We start from the raw sequence: 21925 nt of genomic DNA on the forward strand, positions 1-21925 counted from the left end.
GAAGTCACCCGACAGGAGAAACGACGGACCGATGACCTCCATCGACCTGAACGCCGACCTCGGCGAGGGCTTCGGCCGCTGGCAGCTCACCGACGACGAACGGCTGCTGTCGGTCGTCACCAGCGCCAACGTGGCCTGCGGCTTCCACGCCGGGGACGCGGCCACCATGCGGCGGGTGTGCGAGCAGGCGGCCGAGCGCGGGGTACGGATCGGCGCCCAGGTCTCCTACCGGGACCTGGCGGGGTTCGGGCGGCGCGCGATGGACGTGCCGCCCGCCGAGCTGGCGGCCGAAGTGGCCTACCAGATCGGCGCCCTGGCGGTCTTCGCGCGGGCGGCGGGCACGCGCGTGTCGTACGTCAAGCCGCACGGCGCGCTCTACAACCGCGTCGTGCACGACGAGGAACAGGCCGGCGCGGTCGTCGACGGCCTGCTCCTCGCGGACGCCTCGCTGCCCGTGCTCGGCCTGCCCGGCTCGCGGCTGCTGGAGCTTGCCGCCAAGGCCGGGCTCCCGGCCGTCAAGGAGGCGTTCGCGGACCGCGCGTACACCGAGCAGGGCACGCTCGTGCCGCGCGGCCAGGAGGGCGCCGTGGTCACCGACCCGGAGGCCGTCGTGGAGCGCTCGGTGGGTCTGGCACGCTCGGGCGTGGTCACCTCCCACTCCGGCGTTCCCGTGGCGGTACGCGCGCGTTCCCTGTGCCTGCACGGGGACACGCCCGGCGCCGTCGAGCTCGCCCGGCGGGTGCGGGCGCGGCTGGAGGAGTCGGGTGTGCGCGTGGAGGCCTTCGTATGAGGGCGCTGCCCGTCGGCGACGACGCCCTGCTCGTCGAGGTGGCCTCGGGCGAGGAGGCCCGGGCGCTCCACGCCGACCTGCTGCGCCGCCGCGCGCAGGGCTCGCTGTCCGTCCGCGAGATCGTCCCGGCGGCCCGTACGGTGCTGCTCGACGGGCTCGCCGACCCGGCCCGCCTGGCCTGTGAACTGACCACCTCCGAAGTGCCGCACGCTCCCCCGCGCGCGGGTGAGGTCGTCGAGCTCCCGGTGCGCTACGACGGCCCGGACCTAACCGACGTCGCCGCGCACTGGGGCGTCTCCCCGGCCGAGGTGGCCCGCATCCACGCGGACACCGAATTCAGTGTCGCCTTCTGCGGTTTCGCCCCCGGGTTCGGCTATCTGACCGGCCTGCCGCCGCGCTACGACGTCCCGCGCCGGGCCACGCCGCGCACGGCCGTCCCCGCCGGTGCGGTGGCGCTGGCGGGCCCGTACACGGGCGTGTATCCGCGCTCGTCGCCGGGCGGGTGGCAGCTGATCGGCACCGCGGACGCCGTGCTGTGGGACCACACGCGTGTGCCGGCCGCGCTGCTGTCGCCTGGCACGCGCGTGCGCTTCGTTCCGGTGGGGAGCTCATGACCGACCGCGCGCTGTCCGTCGTACGCGCCGGGGCGCTCACCACCGTGCAGGACCTCGGCCGGCCCGGGCACGCCCACCTCGGGGTGCCCCGCTCGGGTGCGCTGGACGGGCCCGCGGCGGCGCTGGTCAACCGCCTGGTCGGCAACCCTCCGGAGGCAGCCGTACTGGAGACCACGCTCGACGGCTGTGCGGTACGGCCCCGTTCGACCGTGACCGTGGCGGTCGGCGGGGCGCCCTGCCGCGTCACGGTGGACGGACGTCCGGTCGCCTGGGGCGCTGCGGTGCGCGTGCCCGCCGGTGCGCTTCTGGGCGTCGGCGGGGCCAGGTCCGGCGTACGGAGCTATGTGGCCGTGTCCGGCGGCATCGCCGTCGAGCCGGTCCTCGGCAGCCGCTCCACGGACCTGCTGTCCGGCCTCGGCCCAGCGCCTCTCACGGACGGCACGGTGCTCCCCCTGGGCCGGCCGACGCAGCCGCACGCGCGCGTGGACGTCGCCCCGCAGCCGGCGCCCCCCTCCGAACTGGTCCTGCGGGTGACGCCGGGCCCGCGCGACGACTGGTTCACCCCGGCGGCCGTGCGTGCCTTCACCTCCCACCCCTATCGCGTGTCCGCCGCGAGCAACCGCATCGGGCTGCGCACCGAGGGCCCCGCCCTGGAACGCGCGCTCACCCGCGAGCTCCCCAGCGAGGGCGTGGTCCTGGGCGCGGTCCAGGTCCCGCCCGACGGCCGGCCGGTCGTGTTCCTGGCCGACCATCCGACGACGGGCGGCTACCCGGTGATCGCCGTCGTCCGCGCGGCCGACCTCCCGGCCGCCGCACAGGCGGTACCGGGCACGCCGGTCCGCTTCGTGGCCGTACGCCGTCGCTGACGCCCGCCACTGCGCCGACCACCTCCCGCCACGCACGCGTGCGTTGCGCCCGCCTCAGGCGGCGGGGGATGCCGCTCCGGAGGCCGAGCCCTGTCCCGGGACCGCTACGCCGCCTCAGGCGCGGGCTGCTGCTCCTGGACCGAGCGCTGTCCGGGCACGGGCACCGGCATCGGCACCGGCAGCCCCTCCGGCCGTGACAGGTGTTCGGGCACGGACCCACGATCGGGGACCAACCGGTGCTCGGCCGCCGACCGGTGATCGGGCACCGACCGGTGTTCCGGTGCCATCGGATGCTCGGGCACCGCCACCGGATCGGACAGCTGCCCGCGCCCGGCCAACGCCACCGACTCGGACACCGACCAGTGCCCGGCCGGCGCCATCGGGTCCGGCATCGACAGCACGGCCAGCGCCCTGGACACCGACTGTGCCGCGCGCAGGTCGAGCCGGTCGCTGGTGCCCTTCGCGCGGTGCCGCATCTCGACGGCGGCGAGGCGGACCAGTTGGGGCAGCAGGTCGTTGCAGCGCCGGATCATCCAGGCCGTACCCGCGGTGGCGAGCCACAGCAGGCTCGCCGACTTGGTGGGCGGCGGGAACTCGGGATCGGGTGAGGGCGCCGTCTGAGTCGCGAGGCCCCGGTGCGCGAGCATCGCGTGGAAGCGCAGGGCGATCTGCCGGTGCCCGCGCTCCCCGGGGTGCAGCCGGTCGGAGCTCCACATCGCGCGCTCCATGATCCAGGCGTCGTCGACCGCGTGCAGGTGCAGAGCCCCGTACCGCTCGGACAACGTGTGGACCACCGTGTTGACGGCCCGCTGCCGACGGGCCAGCGGGCTGCCCAGGATTCCCGGCAGGCCCAGCATCGTGCCCGGGTCGGGCAGGCATGCCGTGAGCACGGCCGTGCCCTGACGGGTGAAGGACGCGTAGACCTTGTCGAGGCGCTCGGCGATCTTCTCGATGTCGAAGGTGCTGCGCAGCGTGTCGTTGACGCCCACGAGGACGGACGCCACGTCGGGCCGCAGGGACAGCGCCGTCGGGAGCTGCTTCTCCAGCACGTCCCGCGTCTGTGCCCCGCTGACGGCGAGGTTGGTGAACTCGGCAGCCGGCTCGGACAGTCCGCCGGCGAGCAGCGCGGCCCAGCCGCGCCACCCGTTCCCGACGGGATCGCCCACCCCCTCGGTCAGCGAGTCCCCGAGGGCGACGTAGCGGAGCGGTCTCATGCCGCGCCCTCCGCACGGGCGAAGGGACGTACCGGCACCGCCGCTTCGTGCGCGGCGAGGAAGGCGTCCACCGCCGTGCCCCAGCCGAAGCACTCCGCACGCGCGCGTGCCGCCTCGCGGCGCTCGCGCTCGGGACGGTCGAGCAGCATCTCCACGGCGTCCGCGAAGGCGTCGCCGTTGTCCGCCGCGGTGGCTCCGGCGGAGCCGATCACCTCCGGCAGCGCGGAGGACGCGCTCGCCACGACAGGCGTGCCGCAGGCCATGGCCTCCAGGGCGGCGAGCCCGAACGTCTCGGCGGGCCCGGGGGCCAGGCAGATGTCGGCGGAGGCCTGCAGCGCGCCGAGCAGGCTGCGGTCGGCGACATGCCCGAGGAAGGTCACCGGCAGGTCGCGCTCCTGCGCCCGCTTCTCCAGGCCGGCACGCAGGGGCCCGTTGCCGGCCACCACGAGCACCGCTCGCACGCCGCGCCGACGCAGCGACTCCAGGGCGTCCAGGGCGGTGCCGGGCCGCTTCTCCACGGAGAGCCGGGAGCACATCACGAGCAGCTTCTCGTCCGCACGCGCGTGGGTCTCGCGCAGCGCCGCGTCCCGCAGGGTGGGCCGCCGGTTCATCAGGTCGACGCCCAGCGGAGCCCGCACGACGTTGCGGGCGCCGATCCGCACGAACTCCCGCTCGGCGAACTCGGTGGTGCACACGACCTTCGAGTAGGTGTGGGCGGTACGGAGGTTGAGGGCGTCGGCGGCCCGCCGGGACAGGTTCTCCGACAGGCCCCAGGTGCGCAGCACGCCGTCGGCGGTCTCGTGGGAGACCATCGCCGCGCGGACCCGGGCGCGGCGGGCCCACTTGCCGGTCCACCGCAGCGTCGTCCGGTCGGAGACCTCCAGGCGGTCGGGGGCGAGCTCCTCCAGGAGGGCCGCGACCCGCCGCTTGTCGACGAGCACGCGGTAGCCGCCGGTACCGGGCAGCATCGGGCCGGGCAGGGTGATCACTCGGCCCTGCTCGGTCTCGCAGTCGCTGTACTTCTCGCCCGGCACGATGAGGACGGGGTCGTGGCCCGCCAGCTTGAAGCCCTTGCCCAGTTCACGCAGCGCGGTCCGCAGCCCTCCGGAGGCGGGGGCGACGAAGTTCGCCAGCCGGACGATCCGCAGCCCGGTATTCGTCGACGGGTTCACGGACGGGTTGCCTGAGGAGTTCACCGAGGAGTTCATACCGCCACCGCCGGCCTCCGCGCCTTGAGCACGGCCTCGTAGTGGGCGATGAGCTGGTCGCCGATGGCCGCCCAGGTGCGGCCGTCGACCGTCGCGTGTCCGGCGGCCCCGTACGCGGCCCGCAGCGCCGGGTCGGCGACCAGGGAGGCCACCGCGTCCCGTACGGCGTCGGCGTCGCGCGGCGGCACCAGGAGCCCGGTGCGGCCGTGGTCGACCAGGTCCAGCGGACCGCCGGCAGCCGGCGCCACGACCGGCACCCCGCTCGCCATGGCCTCCTGCACGGTCTGGCAGAAGGTCTCGAACGGCCCCGTGTGGGCGAAGATGTCGAACGAGGCGAAGATCCGGGCGAGGTCGTCCCCGCCGCGGCGGCCCAGAAAAACCGCGCCGGGCAGCGCCTCGGCGAGCGCGGGCTGGCTCGGCCCGTCGCCGACGATCACGACCTTCACGCCCGCCAGGCCGCACACGCCGGAGAGCAGCTCGATGTGCTTCTCCGGGGCGAGCCGCCCGACGTAGCCGACGATGACCTCGCCGTTCGGGGCGAGTTCCCGGCGCAGCTTCTCGTCGCGCAGCTCGGGGCGGAAGCGCGCGGTGTCAACGCCGCGTGCCCACAGCTTGAGCCGGGGCACCCCGTGGGCCTCGAGGTCGTGCATGGACGCGCTGGACGGGACGAGGGTGAGGTCGGCGGCGGAGTGGACGGACCTTATGCGCCGCCAGGCCGCTGCCTCGCCCGCGCCCATGTAGGTGCGGGCGTATCCGGCCAGGTCGGTCTGGTAGACGGCGACGGCGGGGATGCCGAGCCGGGCGGCGGCGGCCATGCCGCGGACGCCGAGGACGAAGGGACTGGCCAGGTGCACGATGTCGGGCTGGTGCTGGATCAGCGCGGCGGCCAGGCGCCGGCTGGGGAGGGCGACCCTGACCTGGGGATAGCCGGGGAGCGGAAGGGAGGGGACATGGACGACGGGGCAGGGCGCCAGGGCGGCGGCCGCCTTGTTCCCGGGAGCGGGAGCGGGTGTGACGACGAGGGGAGCGTGACCGCGGTCGACGAGGTGTCGGGCGGTCTGGAGCGCGCAGTGGGCCACGCCGTTCACATCGGGGGGAAAGGATTCGGTCACGATGACGACACGCATACCCGTGTTGTCGCCGTGCTGGACGTGGCCGCGTCAACGTGGATCTTTCCAAACAAGAAACGTCCCATGAGCGTTCCGCTCCGCGACCGAGCGGGTCAGGTTCCGGCCATGCACACCTGACCCGTCGGCCACCCCGAGTTCACCTTGCGGGCGGATCTCCGCGGACGTTCACCGTGCGGTCACATGTCCCGGCCGATGATCAGCCGGTGGTTGCGTCGGGTCCGATCCGGCTGCGTACGGCCGTCTGGACCTCGGCCTCCTCGGCCGGATCGGCGGCGAGCCGGCGCAGTCGTTCGACGACGCGCGTGTCACCGGTCTCGGCGTGCCGGGCGGCGATCTCGCGGGTGGTCTCCTCGCAGTCCCAGAGGCACTCGACGGCGAATCCCGAGGCGTAGGAGGGGTCGGTGGCGGCGAGGGCGCGAGCGGTGCGGCCCCGTAGATGGGAGGACGCCGTCTCGCGGTAGATATGGCGCAGCACGGGGGCCGCGCAGGCGATGCCGAGCCGTCCGGTGCCGTCGACCAGGGTCCACAGGGTCGGGGCGTCGGGACCTTCGCCCCGTACGGCCTCGCGCAGCGCCGCCAGGACCAGGTCCTTGTCCTCGGCCCCGCCCCGGCAGGCGAGCATGCGTCCGGCGGCGGCACCGAGCGGATCGGGCCTTCGGGCCCAGCCGCGCGCGCGGTCGATGGCGGCGACGCTGCGCATCCGTTCGAAGGCGTCGAGGGCCGCATCCACGACCGCCGAAGAGCCGGTGATCACGGCCGCCTCGATCAGGTCGAGGGCGCCGGGATCGTTGGTGTCGGCCAGGTAGCGCAGTGCGGTGCAGCGGGCTCCGTCGGTGCCGTCCTCGGCGGCAGCGACGATTTCGGGCCGGTCCTCGGGGCCCGCGACGGCCATGAGGCACCGCGCGGCCGGCACATGGAGCGCGGCTCCGCGCTCCATGCCCTGCTGGGCCCATTCGAAGACCGCCTGCACGCTCCACCCCGGACGGGGCCCGGTAGGTCGCATCTGCCGCTGCCAGCGGTCGAAGCAGCCGGCCTCGTGAGCGGCACGCACACGTGTGGCGATCGATTCGCGCTGATCCTCGGCCCACAGCCGCCACGGGCGTGGCTCAAAAGCATCGCGTACGACGGCGGCCAGCTCGGCCTCGCCCTCGGGATCGGCCGGGAACCGCGCCAGCACGGGCGCGGCGAGGGCACGCAGCCCCGCGTCGTCGTCCCTGAGCGCGAGTTCGTCCAGGGCCCAGGCCCAGTTGGAGCCCGAGGCGGCGTACCTGCGCAGCAGGGCGAGCGCGTCCAGCCTGCCGTAGGAGGCGAGGTGGCCGAGGACGGCGAGGGCCAGCCCCGTGCGTGATTCCTCGGTGTCGAGGGCGTCCTCGACGTCGAAGAGGTGCGCCTCGATCTCGTCAAGCTCGCCGTTCAGGTCGAGGTAGAGACGGGCGTAGTACAGGGAGCGGTTCTCCACCTGCCAGTCGTGGCGGGGGTCCCGCAGCACACAGTGGTTCAGGGCCGCGAGCGCTTCGGCGCGCGGGGCGGTGAGCGCGTGCAGTGTGCCGTCGCCACGGCCCCGCTGAAGCAGGCCGAGCAGCGTACCGCTGGGCGCTATGACCGGTTCGAACATGGGAAACAGCCTCACATCAAGCGTCGACGCAACCGGGGTTCTTGCTTCACCTGGCCGCGTGACAACACGTCGGGGCGCCCGCCGTTTCCTGCTTGCTGTAGACCATCTTCCTCTGCCTCTCGTCGGTGGCCCATGCGGACCGCATCACGGCCCGCGCGGTGCGGCAACACCTGCCCAGCCATCGCGTCCGTGAATCACGACGTCATGATGACTCGGCACTTCCATCTGCCGCGACCGAAATTTCGGCGGCCCTGTACCGCCTCCCCCGTTTTCCGCGTTTTCGCTGGTCAGAACATTCGGATCAGTGTGCGCCGAACAGTTCGAGCAGTTCTGTCTTGGCGAACATCCGGGCCGTGTCGACGGCCGACGGCGTTCCGGAGGCGGGGTCGGCGCCGCCCTCGAGCAAGGCCTTGATGACTTCCGTCTCACCCTTGAAGACGGCACCGGCGAGCGGCGTCTGACCCCGGTCGTTGACGTGGTCGGCCTCGGCACCCCGGGCGAGCAGGGCGCGCACCGCCTCGGCGTGCCCGTGATAGGCGGCGAGCATCACGAGGGAGTCGCCGCGGTCATTGGTGAGGTTGGCCGGAACGCCCGCGTCGACGTACGCCACGAGCGCCTCGGTCTGCCCCTGCCGGGCCAGATCGAAGATCTTGGTCGCCAGCTCCACGACCTCCGGGTCGGGGGCATCAGTCATCGGCCGGACCGCCTCTCACTACGTACACGGGGACTGCGGGGAACTGCTGGGAACTGCTGGGAACTGCTGGGAACTGCGGGGAGCACAGGTGCGACCGCGAGCGGTGCTCGGCCGTACGAGTGATTCGCCAGGGTACTGGCTCGCGCGGCACATGGCCTGATGCGCTCGCGGCAAAGATCATCGCAGACACGGCCGGACGCAACACCCAAGCTCATCCGCCTCAGGACACTCCGCCAACAGGGGGAAATCTGACGAATTTCACCCAGTTGCACCTTTTATAGTATGGATACATCCTGTGAGCCTGGAAGTACTCATGGTGACTGTCCCCACCAAACCAGGAGCACTCACATGATCCTCTCCATCTCAGGCGTCGTTCTGCTGGGCATCGTCGTCTTCATCTTCTTCCGCAAGGACGGGCTGAAGGCGTCGCACGCCCTGATCTCGGCCCTGTTCGGCTTCTATCTGGCAAGCACGGCCATCGCCCCGAGCATCAAGGCCGGCGGCGAGAGCCTGGCGAGCCTGCTGGGCGGCATCCAGTTCTGACGCCGCCCCACCCGCCCGTACGCACCTGTAGGAGACAGCAGTGGCCCGCCGCCCCCTCCCCCGCATCCTGAGCACAGGCAGCGCGCAGATCACCCGAAGCCGGGAGCTGGCCCGGGCGCAGTTCGCCCGTAGCCGGGAGCTGGCCCGGACGGCGGGCGACAGCGCCTCTGACGTCCTCCACCCACTGATCACGATCACCCGTGGTCTGCGCCGGCTGGCCTCGGCCGGGCGGCGCAAGTGGGCCGACACCCCCAAGGACAAACGCGGACCGCTGCTCTTCCTGGTGGCCTCGGTGATCCTGGTCGTGGCGCTGGTTCCGTACGGACCGCTGCTCGCCGTCATCAGCCTGATGGCGGCGGCAGCCTGGCAGGGCCGGGACCGCAAGCCCTCGACGCCCGAGGGACCCGACGAGTCCCAGAGGGAGCGGCTGAGGGCGCTCTACGAGGCCCTGGTCCCGTACTTCTCGGCCGCCGAGGACCCGGCTCCGCTGTACACCCACGGCGGCGAGTGGGAGAAGGCCTTCCCGGAGTTCGACTTCGACGGCACGGGCCGCGTCAGCAGCCTGCTGATCCGTTACCCGGCCTACTTCACCGACGGCGAGGCGGAGTCCCGCGCGCGGATCGAGCACCTGCTGACCGCGAAGTCCGGCCGCGGCCGGGAGTACCACTTCGCCTGGGACGAGGAGGGCAACGAGCTGGCGGTCACCGTGCTCGCCGCGCTGCCCACCGACATCGCCGCCCAGCGCTTCGTCACGACCCCCGGCGAGACCGTCCTCGGCTTCACCGACCCCACCCACGTCCAGCGCACGCTCCCGCTCACCCACGGCGCGGAGCAGCGCGACGTACCGCCGGTCGTCTGGCGCACCGGTATCCGCTCCACCGAGCCCCATCTGCTGGTCATGGGCCAGCCCGGCAGCGGCACCTCGACGTTGCTGCGCTCGATCGCCCTGCAGGCCCTGCAGCACGGTGACGTCGTCATCGTCGAGGGCGGCAGCACCGGCGAGTACGCCTGTCTGATCGGGCGCGACGGCGTCCTGGCGGTCGAGTGCGGTCTGTCGGGGGCCCTGGCGAGCGTGGAGTGGGCGGCGACGGAGACGGAGCGGCGCCTCATCGCCGTGAACCGCGCCCGTCAGGCGGGCAACCCGCCCCCGGACGACACCAAGCGCCCGCTGTGGATCCTCCTTGACCGCCCGACAGCGTTCACCCACCTCGCCGCGGCGGACCACCGCAAGGACCCGCAGTCCCTGCTCCAGGTCCCGCTCAGACACGGCCGCGCGGTGGGCGTCACGGTGGTCGTGGCCGAGCAGTGGGACGCCATGGACGCCCTGTCCGAAGCCGTACGACAGCACACACGCGCGCGTGTCGTGCTCGGCCCCGCGACGGCTGAGCAACTGCGGACGGTCCTGGGCGCTCCCCCGCACACCACCCCGGTCGCCGACGTCCCGCCCGGCCGCGGCTACGCCCGCCTCGGCACGGGCGCGGTCCACCGCATCCAGGTCCCGGCGACCCCGGACCCGTACGACGACGCAACGAGCGACGCCCACCGGCAGGCGGTTCTGGACCTGCTGCCGGAGCGGACGACGCCGGTCGAGGCGGAGGCACTCCCGAAGCTGGAGAAGCCGGAACAGCAGCCGGAGCCGGAGCCGGTGCCGGCGGAGGCCGTGGTGGCCGAGACCTCGTAGGAGTGGACGGACGCGGCCGGCGCGGACACAGGTGCAGCCGAGCGGCCGCCCGCCAGAGCCTCAGCAGCGAGCGCGGGCAGAGGCGCCGCCTGGGCACCCCTCACCACAGCCTCCGCAGCGAACGGGCACAGAGGCGCCACCGGGCAGCCACCCATCGAAGCCTCGCGGCCGGCGCGGACTGCGCTGCCGCCGGTCAGCCGCCCGCCGTAGCCCGCGCAGCGCCTGCCCCGTCTGCGGGCAGTCGAGCCGCCGGGGCGGCACGGGTGGGCGCAGAAGGCACCCCGCAAGCGCGGGCGAGCGTCCCACCCCCCACGCCGCTCCCACCCCCCACGCCACTCACGCCACTCACGCCACTCACGCCACGAACGGCCTCACCGCATCGCCGCCCCCAGAAGCCCCGCTCTCCACCAACCGCGCCGCCGCCCCCAACCGCACCGCGGCTTCCTCGGCCACCGCGCCCCCCACGGTGAACGGCAGCCGCACATACCCCTCGAAGGCCCCGTCCACCCCGAAGCGAGGCCCGGACGGCACCCGGACACCCACCCGCTCGCCCACTTCCGCGAGCCGCGATCCCGACAGGCCCCCCGTCCGCACCCACAGGGTGAGGCCGCCCCGCGGCACCTCGAACTCCCACTCGGGCAGCTCCCGCCGCACGGCTGTGACGAGAGCGTCCCGGTTCTCCCGGGCCTGGATGCGCCGCAGGTCCACCGCCTGCTCCCAACCTCCGGTGCCGAACAACCAGTTCACGGCCAGCTGCTCCAGGACCGGCGTCCCCAGGTCGGCGTACGCGCGCGCGGCCACCAGGCTGCGGATCACATCCGGAGCCGCCCGCACCCAACCGATCCGCATGCCCGCCCAGAAGGCCTTGCTGGCCGACCCGACGGTGACGACGGTCGACCCCGCGGGGTCGAAAGCGCACACAGGTCGCGGCATCTCGATGTCCGGATCGAGCCACAGCTCGCTCATCGTCTCGTCGGCGACGAGCACCGTCCCCGCCGACCGCGCCGCGTCCACCAGCCGCCTGCGCTGGTCGTCGTCGGCCAGCGCCCCGGTCGGGTTGTGGAAGTCGGCGACGACGTAGGCGATCCGGGGCGCGGCGTCCCGCAGGACCTGCCGCCAGCGGTCCATGTCCCAGCCGGCCAGCCCCTCGGCCATGGCGACCGGCACCAGCCGGGCGCCCACCTCCCGCATCAACTGGAGGATGTTGGCGTACGACGGCGACTCGACCGCGATCCGCTCACCGCGACCCGCGAAAAGATGGCAGATCGCGTCGATGGCGCCCATCGCCCCGGTCGTCACCATGATCTGCTCGGGCATGGTCGGAATCCCGCGCGCGGTGTACCGGTCGGCGATCGTTGAGCGCAGCGCGGGCAGCCCGGCCGGATAGTCGCCATGGGTGTGGGCGTACGGCGGGAGCTCCTCCAGGGCGCCCTGCACGGCACGGGTCAGCCACGGCTCGGGCGCGGGCAGCGCCGCGCAGCCCAGGTCGATCATGGAGCCCAGCGCCTCGGGCGGCAGCGGCTCAAGGCCGCGCGCGGGCAGCGGGTTCCCTGCCGGTACGGCGGTCCAGCTGCCGGCCCCGCGCCGGGACTCCAGGAACCCCTCGGCGCGCAGCGCCTCATAGGCTGCGGCCACCGTCGTACGGCTCACGGACAGTGCGAGGGCCAGCTCACGCTCGGCGGGCAGCCGCGCGGCGACCGGGACGCGGCCCTCCAGGACGAGCAGCCGGATACCGTCGGCCAGCGCACGGTAGGCGGGCGGGCGCTTGCTGCCGGGGCCGGCGGGGCGGTCCTGCTGGGACGTGAGAAGCCGGGCCAGTTGCGCGGCACCAACGGCAGAAGTCCACTGCACCATGATTTCCAGTCCACCTTCCCCAAATTGGCCATGGAGGGCGATGCCTCCCAAGCCACAGGGTGTCACGCAGCAGGCCACTACCACCACAGGGGGCGCATCTTGTCCGCACAAGGAACCACAAAGCGGCATCTCGTACGGCGGCTGACACAGCTCTACATCGGGCTCGCGCTCTACGGCGCGAGCTCGGCACTCCTCGTCGAGGCGGGTCTGGGCCTGGAGCCCTGGAACGTGCTGCACCAGGGCCTCGCCGAGCGCACCGGCCTGACGATCGGCGTCGTCTCGATCATCGTGGGCGCGGCGGTGCTGCTGCTGTGGATCCCGCTGCGCCAGCGCCCGGGCCTCGGCACCGTCTCCAACGTCTTCGTGGTCGGCATCGCCATGGACGGCACGCTCGCCCTGACCCCCGAGGCGCACACCCTGGCCGTCCAGATCCCCCTCCTCCTGGCCGGCATCCTGCTCAACGGCGTCGCCACCGGCCTCTACATCGCCGCCCGCTTCGGGCCGGGTCCCCGGGACGGCCTGATGACCGGCCTGCACCTGCGCACCGGCCGCTCGATCCGCCTGATGCGCACGGCCGTCGAGATCGTGGTCGTCGTCACCGGCTTCGCCCTGGGCGGCACCGTCGGCGTCGGTACCCTTCTCTACGCGGTGTCCATAGGCCCGCTCGCCCAGCTCTTCCTGCGCGTGTTCGCCGTCCCGTCGGCATCGGACGGCAGCGCGGTCGTTGCCACCGGGCAACCCCGGCGCGCGATACTGCGTCCGTGAGCACCACGCGCATACGCCACCCTTATCTCGACCACCCCGGCCCGATCCCCTTCGCCCATCGGGGCGGGGCCGCGGACGGCCTGGAGAACACCGTGCTGCAGTTCCGGCGCGCGGTCGACACGGGCTACCGGTACATCGAGACCGACGTCCACACCACGCGCGACGGCAAGCTCGTCGCCTTCCACGACGCGACCCTGGACCGGGTGACGGACGGGGCCGGCCGGATCGCCGATTTGCCCTGGGGCGACGTACGGCAGGCGCGCGTGGCGGGCAAGGAGCCGGTGCCGCTCTTCGAAGAGCTTTTGGAGACCTTCCCCGACGTGCGCTGGAACGTCGACCTCAAGGCGGAGCCGTCGCTCCACCCCTTTCTCGACCTGATCGAACGCACGGGCGCCTGGGACCGCATCTGCGTCGGCTCCTTCTCCGAGGCCCGCGTCATCCGCGCCCAGCGACTGGCCGGACCGCGCCTGGCGACGTCGTACGGCACCCGGGGCGTGCTCAATCTGCGGCTGCGCTCCTGGGGCGTGCCCGCAGCGCTGCGCCGCTCGGCGGTCGCCGCCCAGGTGCCCGAGACGCAGTCCGGGATCCAGGTGGTGGACCACCGCTTCGTACGGGCCGCCCACGCGCGCGGGCTGCAGGTGCACGTGTGGACCATCAATGATCCCGATGCGATGCACCGGCTCCTGGACCTGGGAGTCGATGGCATCATGACCGATCACATCGACACATTGCGCAAGGTCATGGAGGACCGGGACGTCTGGGTCTGACCGTCTGGGTCTGCCCCCGTCCGGACTCCACCCGCGCGCGGGATCAAGGGAAGAGCGAGGGCGCGGGTGGGCACCGACACCGTGCGGACGGAGGCGGCCGACGATGCCGCCGGGCGCCGGCGCGAGCAGCGCGGCTGGTACTTCTACGACTGGGCGTGCTCGGTCTACTCCACGAGCGTGCTCACGGTCTTCCTGGGCCCTTACCTGACGTCGGTCGCCGAGGAGGCGGCGGACGCGGACGGGTTCGTCCACCCCTTGGGCATCCCGGTGCGCGCGGGCTCCTTCTTCGCCTACTCGGTGTCCCTGTCGGTGATCGTGGCCGTCCTGGTGATGCCCCTGGTCGGCGCGGCAGCGGACCGCACCGGCCGCAAGAAGCCCCTTCTCGCGGCCGCCGCCTATCTGGGGGCCACTGCGACCACGGCCATGTTCTTCCTGGACGGCGACCGCTATGTGCTCGGCGGGCTGCTCCTGATAGTCGCGAACGCGGCGCAGTCGGTCGCGATGATGCTCTACAACTCCTACCTCCCCCAGATCGCCCCGCCCGAGGAACGCGACGCGGTCTCCTCCCGGGGCTGGGCCTTCGGCTACGCGTCGGGCTCGCTGATGCTGGTCATGAACCTGGTCCTGTATCTGGCACACGACTCCTTCGGCGTCTCCGAGAGCATGGCCGTCCGGATCTGTCTCGCCTCGGCCGGCCTGTGGTGGGGCACGTTCGCGATCATCCCGCTGCGCCGCCTGCGCGACCGCAGGTCCGCAGCGGATCCGGCGAAGTCGAGCGCCAAGAACGCGGAGGCGGCCGGGAAGCCCACCATCCAGGGCTTCCGGCAGCTGGCGGCGACCATCCGCGACATGCGCCGCCACCCCCTGACGCTCGCCTTCCTGCTGGCCTACCTCGTCTACAACGACGGCATCCAGACGGTGATCTCCCAGGCGTCGATCTACGGCTCCGAGGAACTGGGCCTCGAACAGTCGACTCTCATCGGCGCCGTGCTGCTGGTCCAGGTGCTGGCGGTGGTCGGGGCGCTGGCGATGGGGCGGCTGGCGCGGATCTACGGGGCGAAGCGGACGATCCTCGGCTCTCTGGTGGCCTGGACGGTGACGCTGGCGGCGGGGTATTTCCTGCCGGCCGGGGCGCCGATGTGGTTCTTCGTGCTGGCGGCCGGCATCGGACTGGTCCTGGGCGGCAGTCAGGCCCTGTCCCGCTCCCTTTTCTCGCATCTCATCCCGCCGGGCAAGGAGGCCGAATATTTCTCGGCGTACGAGATGAGCGACCGGGGCATGAGCTGGCTCGGGCCATTGCTGTTCGGGATCACCTACCAGCTGACCGGAAGCTATCGGGACGCGATCATTTCCCTGGTGGCCTTCTTCGTCATCGGATTCGCCCTGCTCGCGAGGGTCCCGGTACGCCGGGCGATCAGCGACGCGGGCAATCCGGTGCCGACCACGATTTAGCGTTCCGAGTCAAAGGGCGGTAGTGTACGCGTTTGGCCTGCCAGGCGTACCGTTACTGCGCGTCAAAGATGCCGAAACGCTGGGTTACATCTGCTAGCAGATGTGACAAACCGGGCGCCGGTGGGTACGACATTGGTCAGCAAGGCTGCGGCTACGACGGCGACGCATCACCCAGAACGGGACACGGGACGGGAATCTTTACCGCCGACCGGACGTTGACCGGATGACGACGACAGCGACACCTGTCCTGTGGGCGACAAGCCCGGGAGGCACGATTCATGAGTGAGCGAGCTCTTCGCGGCACGCGCCTCGTGGTGACCAGCTACGAGACGGACCGCGGCATCGACCTGGCCCCGCGCCAGGCCGTGGAGTACGCATGCGAGAAGGGGCACCGGTTCGAGATGCCCTTCTCGGTCGAGGCGGAGATCCCGCCGGAGTGGGAGTGCAAGGTCTGCGGGGCCCAGGCACTCCTCGTGGACGGCGACGGCCCTGAGGAGAAGAAGGCCAAGCCCGCGCGTACGCATTGGGACATGTTGATGGAGCGGCGGACCCGCGAGGAACTCGAAGAGGTCCTCGAGGAACGGCTCGCCGTTCTGCGTTCCGGGGCGATGAACATCGCGGTTCATCCCCGGGACAGCCGCAAGTCCGCGTAGCGGACGCCGCAAACAACAAGCGCCGATAACCGCAGGTGCCGTACGTCACTCAGACGTACGGCACCTGCGGTTTCGTGCGTTGCTCTCGACGCTCTCGGTTTGCTCTCGACGAGGGGCAGATGGAGGAGGCCGGGGGCGGGGCTCCGCCCCGGACCACCTCAGCTGTTCAGCGGCGGCCTGGGGCCCTGCGGGGCATCCCCGGGCTCGTCCCTGATGACCTCACCCTGCACGACCTTGCCGTCGGGCCGGTGCATACGGGCCTGCTGGAAGGCATCGCCGAACGAACCCTGCCCCGCCTCACGCAGTTTTCGGTCGAAGGTCCGCTCCGCATAGCTGCTCAGCGCCTTCTGGACCGGCGGAATCAGCAGGATCAGGCCCAGCGCGTCCGAGATCAGGCCCGGCAGCATGATCAGCAGGCCGCCGAGCATCATCAGGCCGTTGCCACCGCCGCGCTCCGGGGTGCCGCCGCGCTGCAGCGCCTCGTTCAGTGCCTGGAAAGCGCGTCGCCCCGCCCGCTTGATGACCACCGACCCGAGCACGAGCCCCGCGAGCAGCAGCAGGAACACCGTGAGCCCGCCCGCCACGTCCGCGACCACGGTCAGCAGCCAGATCTCCAGCACCAGCCAGGCGGCGACGCCCAGCGGCAGGAAGGTGCGCAGCCGGGAGCGCCGGGGCCGGGTGGGATAGGTGGGGGGCGGAGCGCCAGTCGTCATGCGTCCAGTGTGCCTGGACGCGGCTCAGAGCGGGATAAGCGGACCGACGGCCGCTACGACGGTCGCGACGGCGGCGGCGACGACTTCGAGCGGTCCAGCAGCTTGCCCACCCGCTCCCGGGCGCCCCATGACGTGACCCGCCAGAGCGCCTCGACCAGAATGTCCCGGCTCATCTTCGAGTCACCGAGCTCGCGCTCGACGAAGGTGATCGGCACCTCGACGACATGGAAGCCGGCCTTGACCGCGCGCCGGGCGAGGTCGACCTGGAAGCAGTAGCCCTGGGAGGCGACGTCGTCGAGGCCGAGACCCTCGAGGGTCTCGCGGCGGAAGGCCCGGTAGCCGCCGGTGATGTCACGCAGGGGCAGGTCCAGGGCGACCCGGGAGTAGAGGCTGCCGCCGCGGGAGATGAACTCGCGGGACTTGGGCCAGTTCACGACCCGGCCGCCTGGCACCCAGCGGGAGCCGAGGACCAGGTCGGCACCCTTGAGGGCGGTCAGCAGTCGGGGCAGTTCCTCGGGCTGGTGGGAGCCGTCGGCATCCATCTCGACCAGGACGCCGTAGCCGTTCTCCATGCCCCAGTGGAAGCCCGCGAGATACGCGGCGCCGAGGCCCTCCTTGCCCTTGCGGTGCAGGACCTGGACGTGGTCGTCCTCGGCGGCCAGTTCGTCCGCGAGCTTGCCGGTGCCGTCGGGGCTGTTGTCGTCGGCCACGAGCACGTGCGCCTCAGGAACCGCCTTGCGGACCCGGCCGACGATGCTCTTGATGTTCTCCGCCTCGTTGTAGGTCGGAATGATCACCAACGCCGTGCCGAGCGGCCCGAACCGCTTCCCCCGGTCATGAGCCGCGAGGGTCCCGTCGCCGTCGTTCACTGCTGCCCCTTCACATCCGTACGCAGACGTCCACCATAGTGGGCGCGGCCTGCGCTGACGTGACAGCACGTTCGTATGGCGGTGTCGATTGCGCAAGAGCTGGGTAAGCATGAGATTTTGCGCGTCGGTACGCCGGGGTACGCCTCCTGCGGATGGGGGCCCGGCGCCCTTCGGGCCGACCTGGGACCCGCTGGCTGCGGGTCGACCGAAAGCCGTTGTCTACTGAGCGCCCGGGCCCCACCCGGGTCACACCTCCCCGACCGGCCGGAACGTTCCGTCGTCGCCGCGCGGACACTGAGCCTGGCTCCCAGTGACGGTGCCCCGGTACGGCACACCGTCCCTGACCCAGCGGCGTTGCGACGGGTTCCCGGAAGTTCCGCGGTTCCCCGGTCGGGCGTCCGGTGGTGGACTCGGCCGAACCTACCGGCCTCGGGCCTCCGCCTGTCAACAGCCGTTTGACCTGCGAAAATGCGCCCAATTCCCTGGTCAGCGCAGAGGATGCCCAGGTCGCGCGACGGGGTGGAGCGGATCGATCCGGTTCGCGCCACCCCGGGAGATCACTCGCCCGGCCGTACGAAGACCGTTCGTCCGCCCACGACGGTGCTCAGGCAGGTGGGGAGTTCCCGGCCGGGGGTCAGGTCGGGCAGGCCGGGGGTGCCGGAGCGGGGGTCGGTGGACCAGCGCGCGACCCGGTCGTCGGGGGCCTGGACCACCAGTTCGTCGGTGCGCCACACGGCGTAGTCGGCGGGGGCGCCCGGCACCAGCACCCCCGCGTCGTCGCGCCCGACCGCCCGCCAGCCGCCGCGCGTGTGCGCCGTGAACGCGGCACGCACGGACACCTGGTGCTCGGGCGTGTGATGGAACGCGGCCGCGCGGACCGTGCCCCAGGGGTCGAGGGGCGTGACGGGGCTGTCGGAGCCGAAGGCGAGGGGTACGCCGGCGCGCAGCAGGGCCGCGAAGGGGTTCAGTGAGCGGGCGCGTTCGGCGCCCAGGCGCTGGGCGTACATGCCCTCCTCGCCGCCCCACAGCGCATCGAAGGCGGGCTGCACCGAGGCGGTCAGGCCCAGCTCGGCGAAGGCCGCGATGGTGTCGGGGCTGAGCATCTCGGCGTGCTCGACGCGGTGACGGGCGGCGCGGATGCGGGCGAGCCCGAGCTTCTCGGCTGCGGCGCGGACGCCCTCGACGACCGCGGTCACGGCGGCGTCGCCGATCGCGTGGAAGCCCGCCTGGAGGCCGGCCTCGGTGCAGGCGGCGACGTGGGCGGCGACGGCGGCCGCGTCCAGGTAGGCGGTGCCGGTGTGGGCGGCGTCGGCGTACGGCTGGTGCAGACAGGCGGTGTGGGAGCCGAGGGCGCCGTCGACGAACAGGTCACCGGCCGCGCCGATCGCGCCCAGCTCGCGCGCCTTGTCGACGTCCTGCTCCGCCCAGTAGCCGACGACCCGCGGGCCGGCTTCCTCGGCGGCGAGCCGGAGCAGGCCGGTGAAGTCGTCCTCGGAGGAGATGTCCGGCCCGGCGCACTCGTGGACGGTGCCGATGCCGAGGGAGGTGGCGTGGGCGAGGGCGGCGCGCTGGGCCTCGATGCGCTGGGCGGGGGTGACGGCGCCCAGCGCGGTGGCGCGTACGGCGTGATGGGCGCCGGCGACGAGCGGGGCGTCCGCCGCGCCGACGTCGCCGGGCGTCAGGTCCAGCAGGGCCGTGGTGACGACCGCCGAGTGGACGTCGATGCGGGAGAGGTACAGGGGGCGGCCACCGGTGGCCGCGTCGAGCTCGGCACGCGTCGGCGGCCGCCCGCCGGGCCAGCGCGAGGCGTCCCAGCCGTGACCGAGCAGGACGCGGTCGCTCGGCCGGGCTGCGGCGAAGTCCCGTACGAGGGCGAGCGCCGCCTCCAGGGAAGGAGCGCCGGACAGGTCGAGGCCGGTGAGGGCGAGGCCCGTGGCGGTGGTGTGCACATGCGCATCGGTGAACGCGGGCGTGACCAGAGCACCGTCCAGATCGACGACCTCGTCCACGCCGTCCGTGAAGGCATCGGCGGCACCCTCGGAGCCGACCCAGGCGACCTGCCCGCGCTCGACGACCATCGCGGTGGCGAAGGGGTCGGCGGGGCTGTGGACTTCTCCGCGGCGGAGAAGGACGGTCTTCGGTTCGGCGCTGCGCTCACTCATGGAGAACAGTCTCGCGCCTCACCGGGACCGCCCCGGACACCGGGCACTAGATCTTGGGCGGCCGGGCCTCATAGGGCGTGGACAACACCACGGTGGTCCGGGTCGAAACCCCCGCCAGCGACCGCAGCCGGGCCAGCAGTTCCTCCAGCTCGTGCGGCGTGGCCACACGGACCTTCAGGATGTAGTTCTCGTCACCGGCGACACTGTGACAGGCCTCGATCTCGGGAACTCCCGCCAGCCGGTCCGCGATGTCGTCGGGGGCGCTGGGGTCGAACGGTTTCACCGAGATGAACGCGGTCATGGGCAGTCCCACCGCCTCGGAGTCCACGACCGCGGCGTAGCCACGGATGACGCCGCGCTGCTCGAGCCGGCGCACCCGCTGGTGCACGGCAGACGTGGACAGGCCCGTGGCCTTGCCCAGGTCGGTGTAGCTCATCCGCCCGTCTTTGACGAGCAGCTGCACGATTTGTCGGTCCAGCTCCTCCATGGCGCAAGAACCTACAGTGCGGCTGATCTCCCCGGATACCTGAGCGGCCCAGGTCATGCCCGGTTTGTGATGTCTCCGAGAGGCTGCTGTGAGCCGACTGAGGGACAAACCGGCCGCCACGGGCACCTGCGAGCGGCATGTGACGAACACCACAGGCCTCGAACAGGCTCCGTGATGTTCTCGTGATTACCGCCGAGACCGGACGGGAAGTGCTTGCTGTGGTCGAGGCCGCAGTGCCTTCACGGCCCAGCTCGAGGGGGAGAACCCAATGCAGAGTCTTAAGCGCCCTGGTCGTACCGCACCCAAGCGGCTCCAGCCGGTCGACGAGCCCGCTCCGGAGGGCGTCGAACCCGACGCCTTCGACGACGAACTCGACGCGTACGACACGTTCGAGATGTACCGGGTCATCTGCCCGGACTGCGCGCAGCCCATCGCCCTGCTGGCGGACGAGGAGGTTCTGCCGGAGCACGCGCTGTGCGCCTCTCCGTGGAATCCGTTCGGCCTCACGGTCTGCGCCGGTACGGGCCGCAGGGCGGCCGAGGCCCGCTCCGCGGACGAGTCGGAGGAGCCCCACGAGCAGGACACCGCCCTGCTGTTGACGCTCCCTCAGGGGCTTGACTGGCGGACCCAGCCCTTCTCGCACGTCGGCGGCCCGGGCTCGCGTCCCATCAGGGTCCCGGACATGCGGCGCCAGGCCGCCTGAGCGCGCCCGCCTCGCGCGGCGCCACCGCCGCATCGCTCAATCCCAGTAGCTGCCCTGCACCATGGCTCGCAGGCTGCCGTGGTGCAGGATCAGTGTGTCCGGGTCCGCCGGGACGGCGACTTCGCCGAAGTAGGCCTGGCGGTAGGCGATCCGCAGCATGACGACGGCGTGCCGCAGAGCCGCGTACAGCGTGTGGAAGTCCATGTCGCGTGGTGTGTGACCGGTGAGGTCGGCGTAGCGGGCCTCGACGCGGTCGCGGCGCAGGAAGCCGGGCAGCCCGCGCTGTCCGAAGGCGACCGTCAGGTCCTGGAAGAAGCGGTGCAGATAGACGGTCCAGCCGAGGTCGACCTCGCGCGGGGCGAGTGCCGCCATCTCCCAGTCGAGGACGGCAGCGGGCTCGAACCCGTCGTAGATGACGTTTCCGATGCGCGCGTCACCCCAGTTGAGCACGGGTGCGCCCGGATCGCTCGGCCAGAGGTCCTCCAGGCGGTCGAAGGCGTCCTCGATGAGAGGTGAGCGGGCGAGTCCGTCAACCACCCATTCGTAGTAGCCGCGTTGGGCCGCGACATGCCGCCGCAGTGTGTCGCCCTCACCCGGGAGGGTGAGGAACTCTGCGTTCTGCGGTGGGACTTGATCGTGCAGCCGGGCCAGGAGCCCGATGGTGGCCCCCTCCAGCCGCTCACGCTCCTCGTCGCTCGCGGCATGCAGCCAGTTGCCCTCGTAGGTGTACGGCATGACGTCCGGCGGCACGCGGCCTTCGACGCGCTCCATGACGAAGAAGGGCGCTCCCAGCGGACCGGGGTCCTCCTCCAGCCACAGCGCCTTCGGCACCGGCAGATCCGTGTGCTCGGCCACGACGCGCAAGGTCCGGTACTGGCGCGGCATGTCGTACACCGGGAAGACGGTGTACGCCGCCGGGTCCGCCGCGAGCCGCAACGCGCAGGCGCGCGCCGGCGTCTCCGCGTGCTCGATGTCGAAGAGCAGCGTCTCGCTGGACATGCCGTTGGACTCGGGAACCCTGATGCCGACCGCCTTGGCCCCCGGCAGTCGGGTGCCGAGCCAGGCGGTGAGACGGCGGGCGACCTCCTCCGGGTCGCGGGTGGTGGTGCGCGGGCGGGGCCGGGGTGTCGTGGCTGCCATGCTGC

The 21925-nt window shown here is 72.3% G+C and carries 20 protein-coding genes and 1 pseudogene; 10 read left to right on the forward strand and 11 right to left on the reverse strand.

Going from position 1 to position 21925, the window contains the following annotated elements:
* Positions 1-31 precede the first annotated feature (31 nt).
* Genes ACZ7L5_RS22545 through ACZ7L5_RS22555 form a run of 3 tightly spaced genes read left to right on the forward strand, consistent with a single transcriptional unit; the run spans position 32 to position 2270 of the window.
* A complete protein-coding gene (locus ACZ7L5_RS22545) occupies positions 32-790 on the forward strand; it encodes a LamB/YcsF family protein (RefSeq protein ID WP_471518500.1) in 759 nt (252 codons plus the stop codon).
* Positions 787-1404: a 5-oxoprolinase subunit B family protein gene (locus tag ACZ7L5_RS22550; protein WP_471518501.1), complete on the forward strand. Its 618-nt coding sequence runs from the start codon at positions 787-789 to the stop codon at positions 1402-1404. Before ACZ7L5_RS22545 ends, ACZ7L5_RS22550 begins: the two co-directional genes overlap by 4 nt.
* Positions 1401-2270: a 5-oxoprolinase subunit C family protein gene (locus ACZ7L5_RS22555; protein ID WP_471518502.1), complete on the forward strand. Its 870-nt coding sequence runs from the start codon at positions 1401-1403 to the stop codon at positions 2268-2270. Before ACZ7L5_RS22550 ends, ACZ7L5_RS22555 begins: the two co-directional genes overlap by 4 nt.
* 389 nt (positions 2271-2659) lie before the next feature.
* Here ACZ7L5_RS22555 and ACZ7L5_RS22560 read toward each other — a convergent pair.
* The 5 genes and pseudogenes from ACZ7L5_RS22560 to ACZ7L5_RS22580 form a co-directional block, all read right to left on the reverse strand.
* Positions 2660-3484 (reverse strand): annotated as a pseudogene (locus ACZ7L5_RS22560) (SGNH/GDSL hydrolase family protein); the annotation flags it as partial.
* Positions 3481-4692, reverse strand: a complete 1212-nt coding sequence (locus ACZ7L5_RS22565) for a glycosyltransferase (protein ID WP_363039327.1) — start codon at positions 4690-4692, stop codon at positions 3481-3483. The pseudogene ACZ7L5_RS22560 and the gene ACZ7L5_RS22565, both read right to left, overlap by 4 nt.
* Positions 4689-5819, reverse strand: coding sequence for a glycosyltransferase family 4 protein (locus ACZ7L5_RS22570; RefSeq protein WP_471518503.1), 1131 nt, complete (start codon positions 5817-5819; stop codon positions 4689-4691). The genes ACZ7L5_RS22565 and ACZ7L5_RS22570 overlap by 4 nt, the downstream gene beginning before the upstream one ends.
* A gap of 199 nt (positions 5820-6018) precedes the next feature.
* Positions 6019-7437 (reverse strand): HEAT repeat domain-containing protein, encoded by a 1419-nt coding sequence (locus ACZ7L5_RS22575; protein ID WP_328882964.1) that lies wholly within the window; start codon positions 7435-7437, stop codon positions 6019-6021.
* A gap of 301 nt (positions 7438-7738) precedes the next feature.
* On the reverse strand, positions 7739-8131 hold the full coding sequence (locus tag ACZ7L5_RS22580; RefSeq protein WP_328429059.1) for an ankyrin repeat domain-containing protein: 393 nt from the start codon (positions 8129-8131) through the stop codon (positions 7739-7741).
* Between the two features lie 348 nt (positions 8132-8479).
* Here ACZ7L5_RS22580 and ACZ7L5_RS22585 point away from each other — a divergent pair, with 348 nt between their 5' ends.
* Both ACZ7L5_RS22585 and ACZ7L5_RS22590 read left to right on the forward strand, forming a co-directional pair.
* Entirely contained in the window at positions 8480-8674 is a 195-nt protein-coding gene (locus ACZ7L5_RS22585; RefSeq protein ID WP_004002760.1) for a hypothetical protein, read from the forward strand.
* Between the two features lie 40 nt (positions 8675-8714).
* Positions 8715-10355 (forward strand): ATP-binding cassette domain-containing protein, encoded by a 1641-nt coding sequence (locus ACZ7L5_RS22590; RefSeq protein WP_471518504.1) that lies wholly within the window; start codon positions 8715-8717, stop codon positions 10353-10355.
* Positions 10356-10709: 354 nt separating this feature from the next.
* Here ACZ7L5_RS22590 and ACZ7L5_RS22595 read toward each other — a convergent pair whose 3' ends face one another.
* A complete protein-coding gene (locus ACZ7L5_RS22595) occupies positions 10710-12209 on the reverse strand; it encodes an SCO1417 family PLP biosynthesis transcription factor (RefSeq protein WP_471518505.1) in 1500 nt (499 codons plus the stop codon).
* Positions 12210-12308: 99 nt separating this feature from the next.
* On the opposite strand from ACZ7L5_RS22595, the gene yczE reads away from it, so the two are divergent.
* The 4 genes from yczE (at position 12309) to ACZ7L5_RS22615 (ending at position 15846) form a co-directional block, all read left to right on the forward strand.
* The gene (yczE, locus tag ACZ7L5_RS22600) at positions 12309-12974 is read left to right on the forward strand and encodes a membrane protein YczE (protein ID WP_471518506.1); all 666 of its coding nucleotides are present in this window, start codon (positions 12309-12311) and stop codon (positions 12972-12974) included.
* Positions 12971-13741, forward strand: coding sequence for a glycerophosphodiester phosphodiesterase family protein (locus ACZ7L5_RS22605; RefSeq protein ID WP_363039337.1), 771 nt, complete (start codon positions 12971-12973; stop codon positions 13739-13741). Before yczE ends, ACZ7L5_RS22605 begins: the two co-directional genes overlap by 4 nt.
* Before the next feature lie 66 nt (positions 13742-13807).
* Positions 13808-15193 carry an MFS transporter gene (locus ACZ7L5_RS22610; protein WP_471518507.1) on the forward strand — a complete coding sequence of 462 codons (1386 nt, stop codon included), beginning with the start codon at positions 13808-13810 and terminating at the stop codon, positions 15191-15193.
* Positions 15194-15471: 278 nt separating this feature from the next.
* Positions 15472-15846: an RNA polymerase-binding protein RbpA gene (locus ACZ7L5_RS22615; RefSeq protein WP_003977404.1), complete on the forward strand. Its 375-nt coding sequence runs from the start codon at positions 15472-15474 to the stop codon at positions 15844-15846.
* Positions 15847-16004: 158 nt separating this feature from the next.
* Here ACZ7L5_RS22615 and fxsA read toward each other — a convergent pair whose 3' ends face one another.
* From fxsA to ACZ7L5_RS22635, 4 genes are all read right to left on the reverse strand, one after another.
* The gene (gene fxsA, locus ACZ7L5_RS22620) at positions 16005-16559 is read right to left on the reverse strand and encodes an FxsA family membrane protein (protein ID WP_363039341.1); all 555 of its coding nucleotides are present in this window, start codon (positions 16557-16559) and stop codon (positions 16005-16007) included.
* A 53-nt stretch (positions 16560-16612) separates the two neighbouring features.
* On the reverse strand, positions 16613-17428 hold the full coding sequence (locus ACZ7L5_RS22625) for a polyprenol monophosphomannose synthase (protein ID WP_471518508.1): 816 nt from the start codon (positions 17426-17428) through the stop codon (positions 16613-16615).
* Positions 17429-17985: 557 nt separating this feature from the next.
* Positions 17986-19590, reverse strand: a complete 1605-nt coding sequence (locus tag ACZ7L5_RS22630) for an amidohydrolase (RefSeq protein WP_471518509.1) — start codon at positions 19588-19590, stop codon at positions 17986-17988.
* A gap of 46 nt (positions 19591-19636) precedes the next feature.
* Complete coding sequence (locus ACZ7L5_RS22635; protein ID WP_328429053.1) at positions 19637-20077, reverse strand: Lrp/AsnC family transcriptional regulator; 441 nt, start codon at positions 20075-20077, stop codon at positions 19637-19639.
* A 268-nt stretch (positions 20078-20345) separates the two neighbouring features.
* Here ACZ7L5_RS22635 and ACZ7L5_RS22640 point away from each other — a divergent pair, with 268 nt between their 5' ends.
* A complete protein-coding gene (locus ACZ7L5_RS22640) occupies positions 20346-20780 on the forward strand; it encodes a hypothetical protein (protein WP_362381302.1) in 435 nt (144 codons plus the stop codon).
* A 36-nt stretch (positions 20781-20816) separates the two neighbouring features.
* Here ACZ7L5_RS22640 and ACZ7L5_RS22645 read toward each other — a convergent pair whose 3' ends face one another.
* Positions 20817-21920, reverse strand: a complete 1104-nt coding sequence (locus ACZ7L5_RS22645; RefSeq protein ID WP_471518510.1) for a phosphotransferase family protein — start codon at positions 21918-21920, stop codon at positions 20817-20819.
* Between the last annotated feature and the right edge of the window lie 5 nt (positions 21921-21925).

The organism is Streptomyces sp. NPDC107528, from assembly GCF_055639295.1.

Excerpts from the sequence above, each read along its gene's own strand:
- ACZ7L5_RS22545 (WP_471518500.1), top strand. The coding sequence starts at position 32 with ATGACCTCCATCGACCTGAACGCCGACCTCGGCGAGGGCTTCGGCCGC.
- ACZ7L5_RS22550 (WP_471518501.1), top strand. The coding sequence starts at position 787 with ATGAGGGCGCTGCCCGTCGGCGACGACGCCCTGCTCGTCGAGGTGGCC.
- ACZ7L5_RS22555 (WP_471518502.1), top strand. The coding sequence starts at position 1,401 with ATGACCGACCGCGCGCTGTCCGTCGTACGCGCCGGGGCGCTCACCACC.
- ACZ7L5_RS22565 (WP_363039327.1), bottom strand. The coding sequence starts at position 4,692 with ATGAACTCCTCGGTGAACTCCTCAGGCAACCCGTCCGTGAACCCGTCG.
- ACZ7L5_RS22570 (WP_471518503.1), bottom strand. The coding sequence starts at position 5,819 with ATGCGTGTCGTCATCGTGACCGAATCCTTTCCCCCCGATGTGAACGGC.
- ACZ7L5_RS22575 (WP_328882964.1), bottom strand. The coding sequence starts at position 7,437 with ATGTTCGAACCGGTCATAGCGCCCAGCGGTACGCTGCTCGGCCTGCTT.
- ACZ7L5_RS22580 (WP_328429059.1), bottom strand. The coding sequence starts at position 8,131 with ATGACTGATGCCCCCGACCCGGAGGTCGTGGAGCTGGCGACCAAGATC.
- ACZ7L5_RS22585 (WP_004002760.1), top strand. The coding sequence starts at position 8,480 with ATGATCCTCTCCATCTCAGGCGTCGTTCTGCTGGGCATCGTCGTCTTC.
- ACZ7L5_RS22595 (WP_471518505.1), bottom strand. The coding sequence starts at position 12,209 with ATGGTGCAGTGGACTTCTGCCGTTGGTGCCGCGCAACTGGCCCGGCTT.
- ACZ7L5_RS22615 (WP_003977404.1), top strand. The coding sequence starts at position 15,472 with ATGAGTGAGCGAGCTCTTCGCGGCACGCGCCTCGTGGTGACCAGCTAC.
- fxsA (WP_363039341.1), bottom strand. The coding sequence starts at position 16,559 with ATGACGACTGGCGCTCCGCCCCCCACCTATCCCACCCGGCCCCGGCGC.
- ACZ7L5_RS22630 (WP_471518509.1), bottom strand. The coding sequence starts at position 19,590 with ATGAGTGAGCGCAGCGCCGAACCGAAGACCGTCCTTCTCCGCCGCGGA.
- ACZ7L5_RS22635 (WP_328429053.1), bottom strand. The coding sequence starts at position 20,077 with ATGGAGGAGCTGGACCGACAAATCGTGCAGCTGCTCGTCAAAGACGGG.
- ACZ7L5_RS22640 (WP_362381302.1), top strand. The coding sequence starts at position 20,346 with ATGCAGAGTCTTAAGCGCCCTGGTCGTACCGCACCCAAGCGGCTCCAG.
- ACZ7L5_RS22645 (WP_471518510.1), bottom strand. The coding sequence starts at position 21,920 with ATGGCAGCCACGACACCCCGGCCCCGCCCGCGCACCACCACCCGCGAC.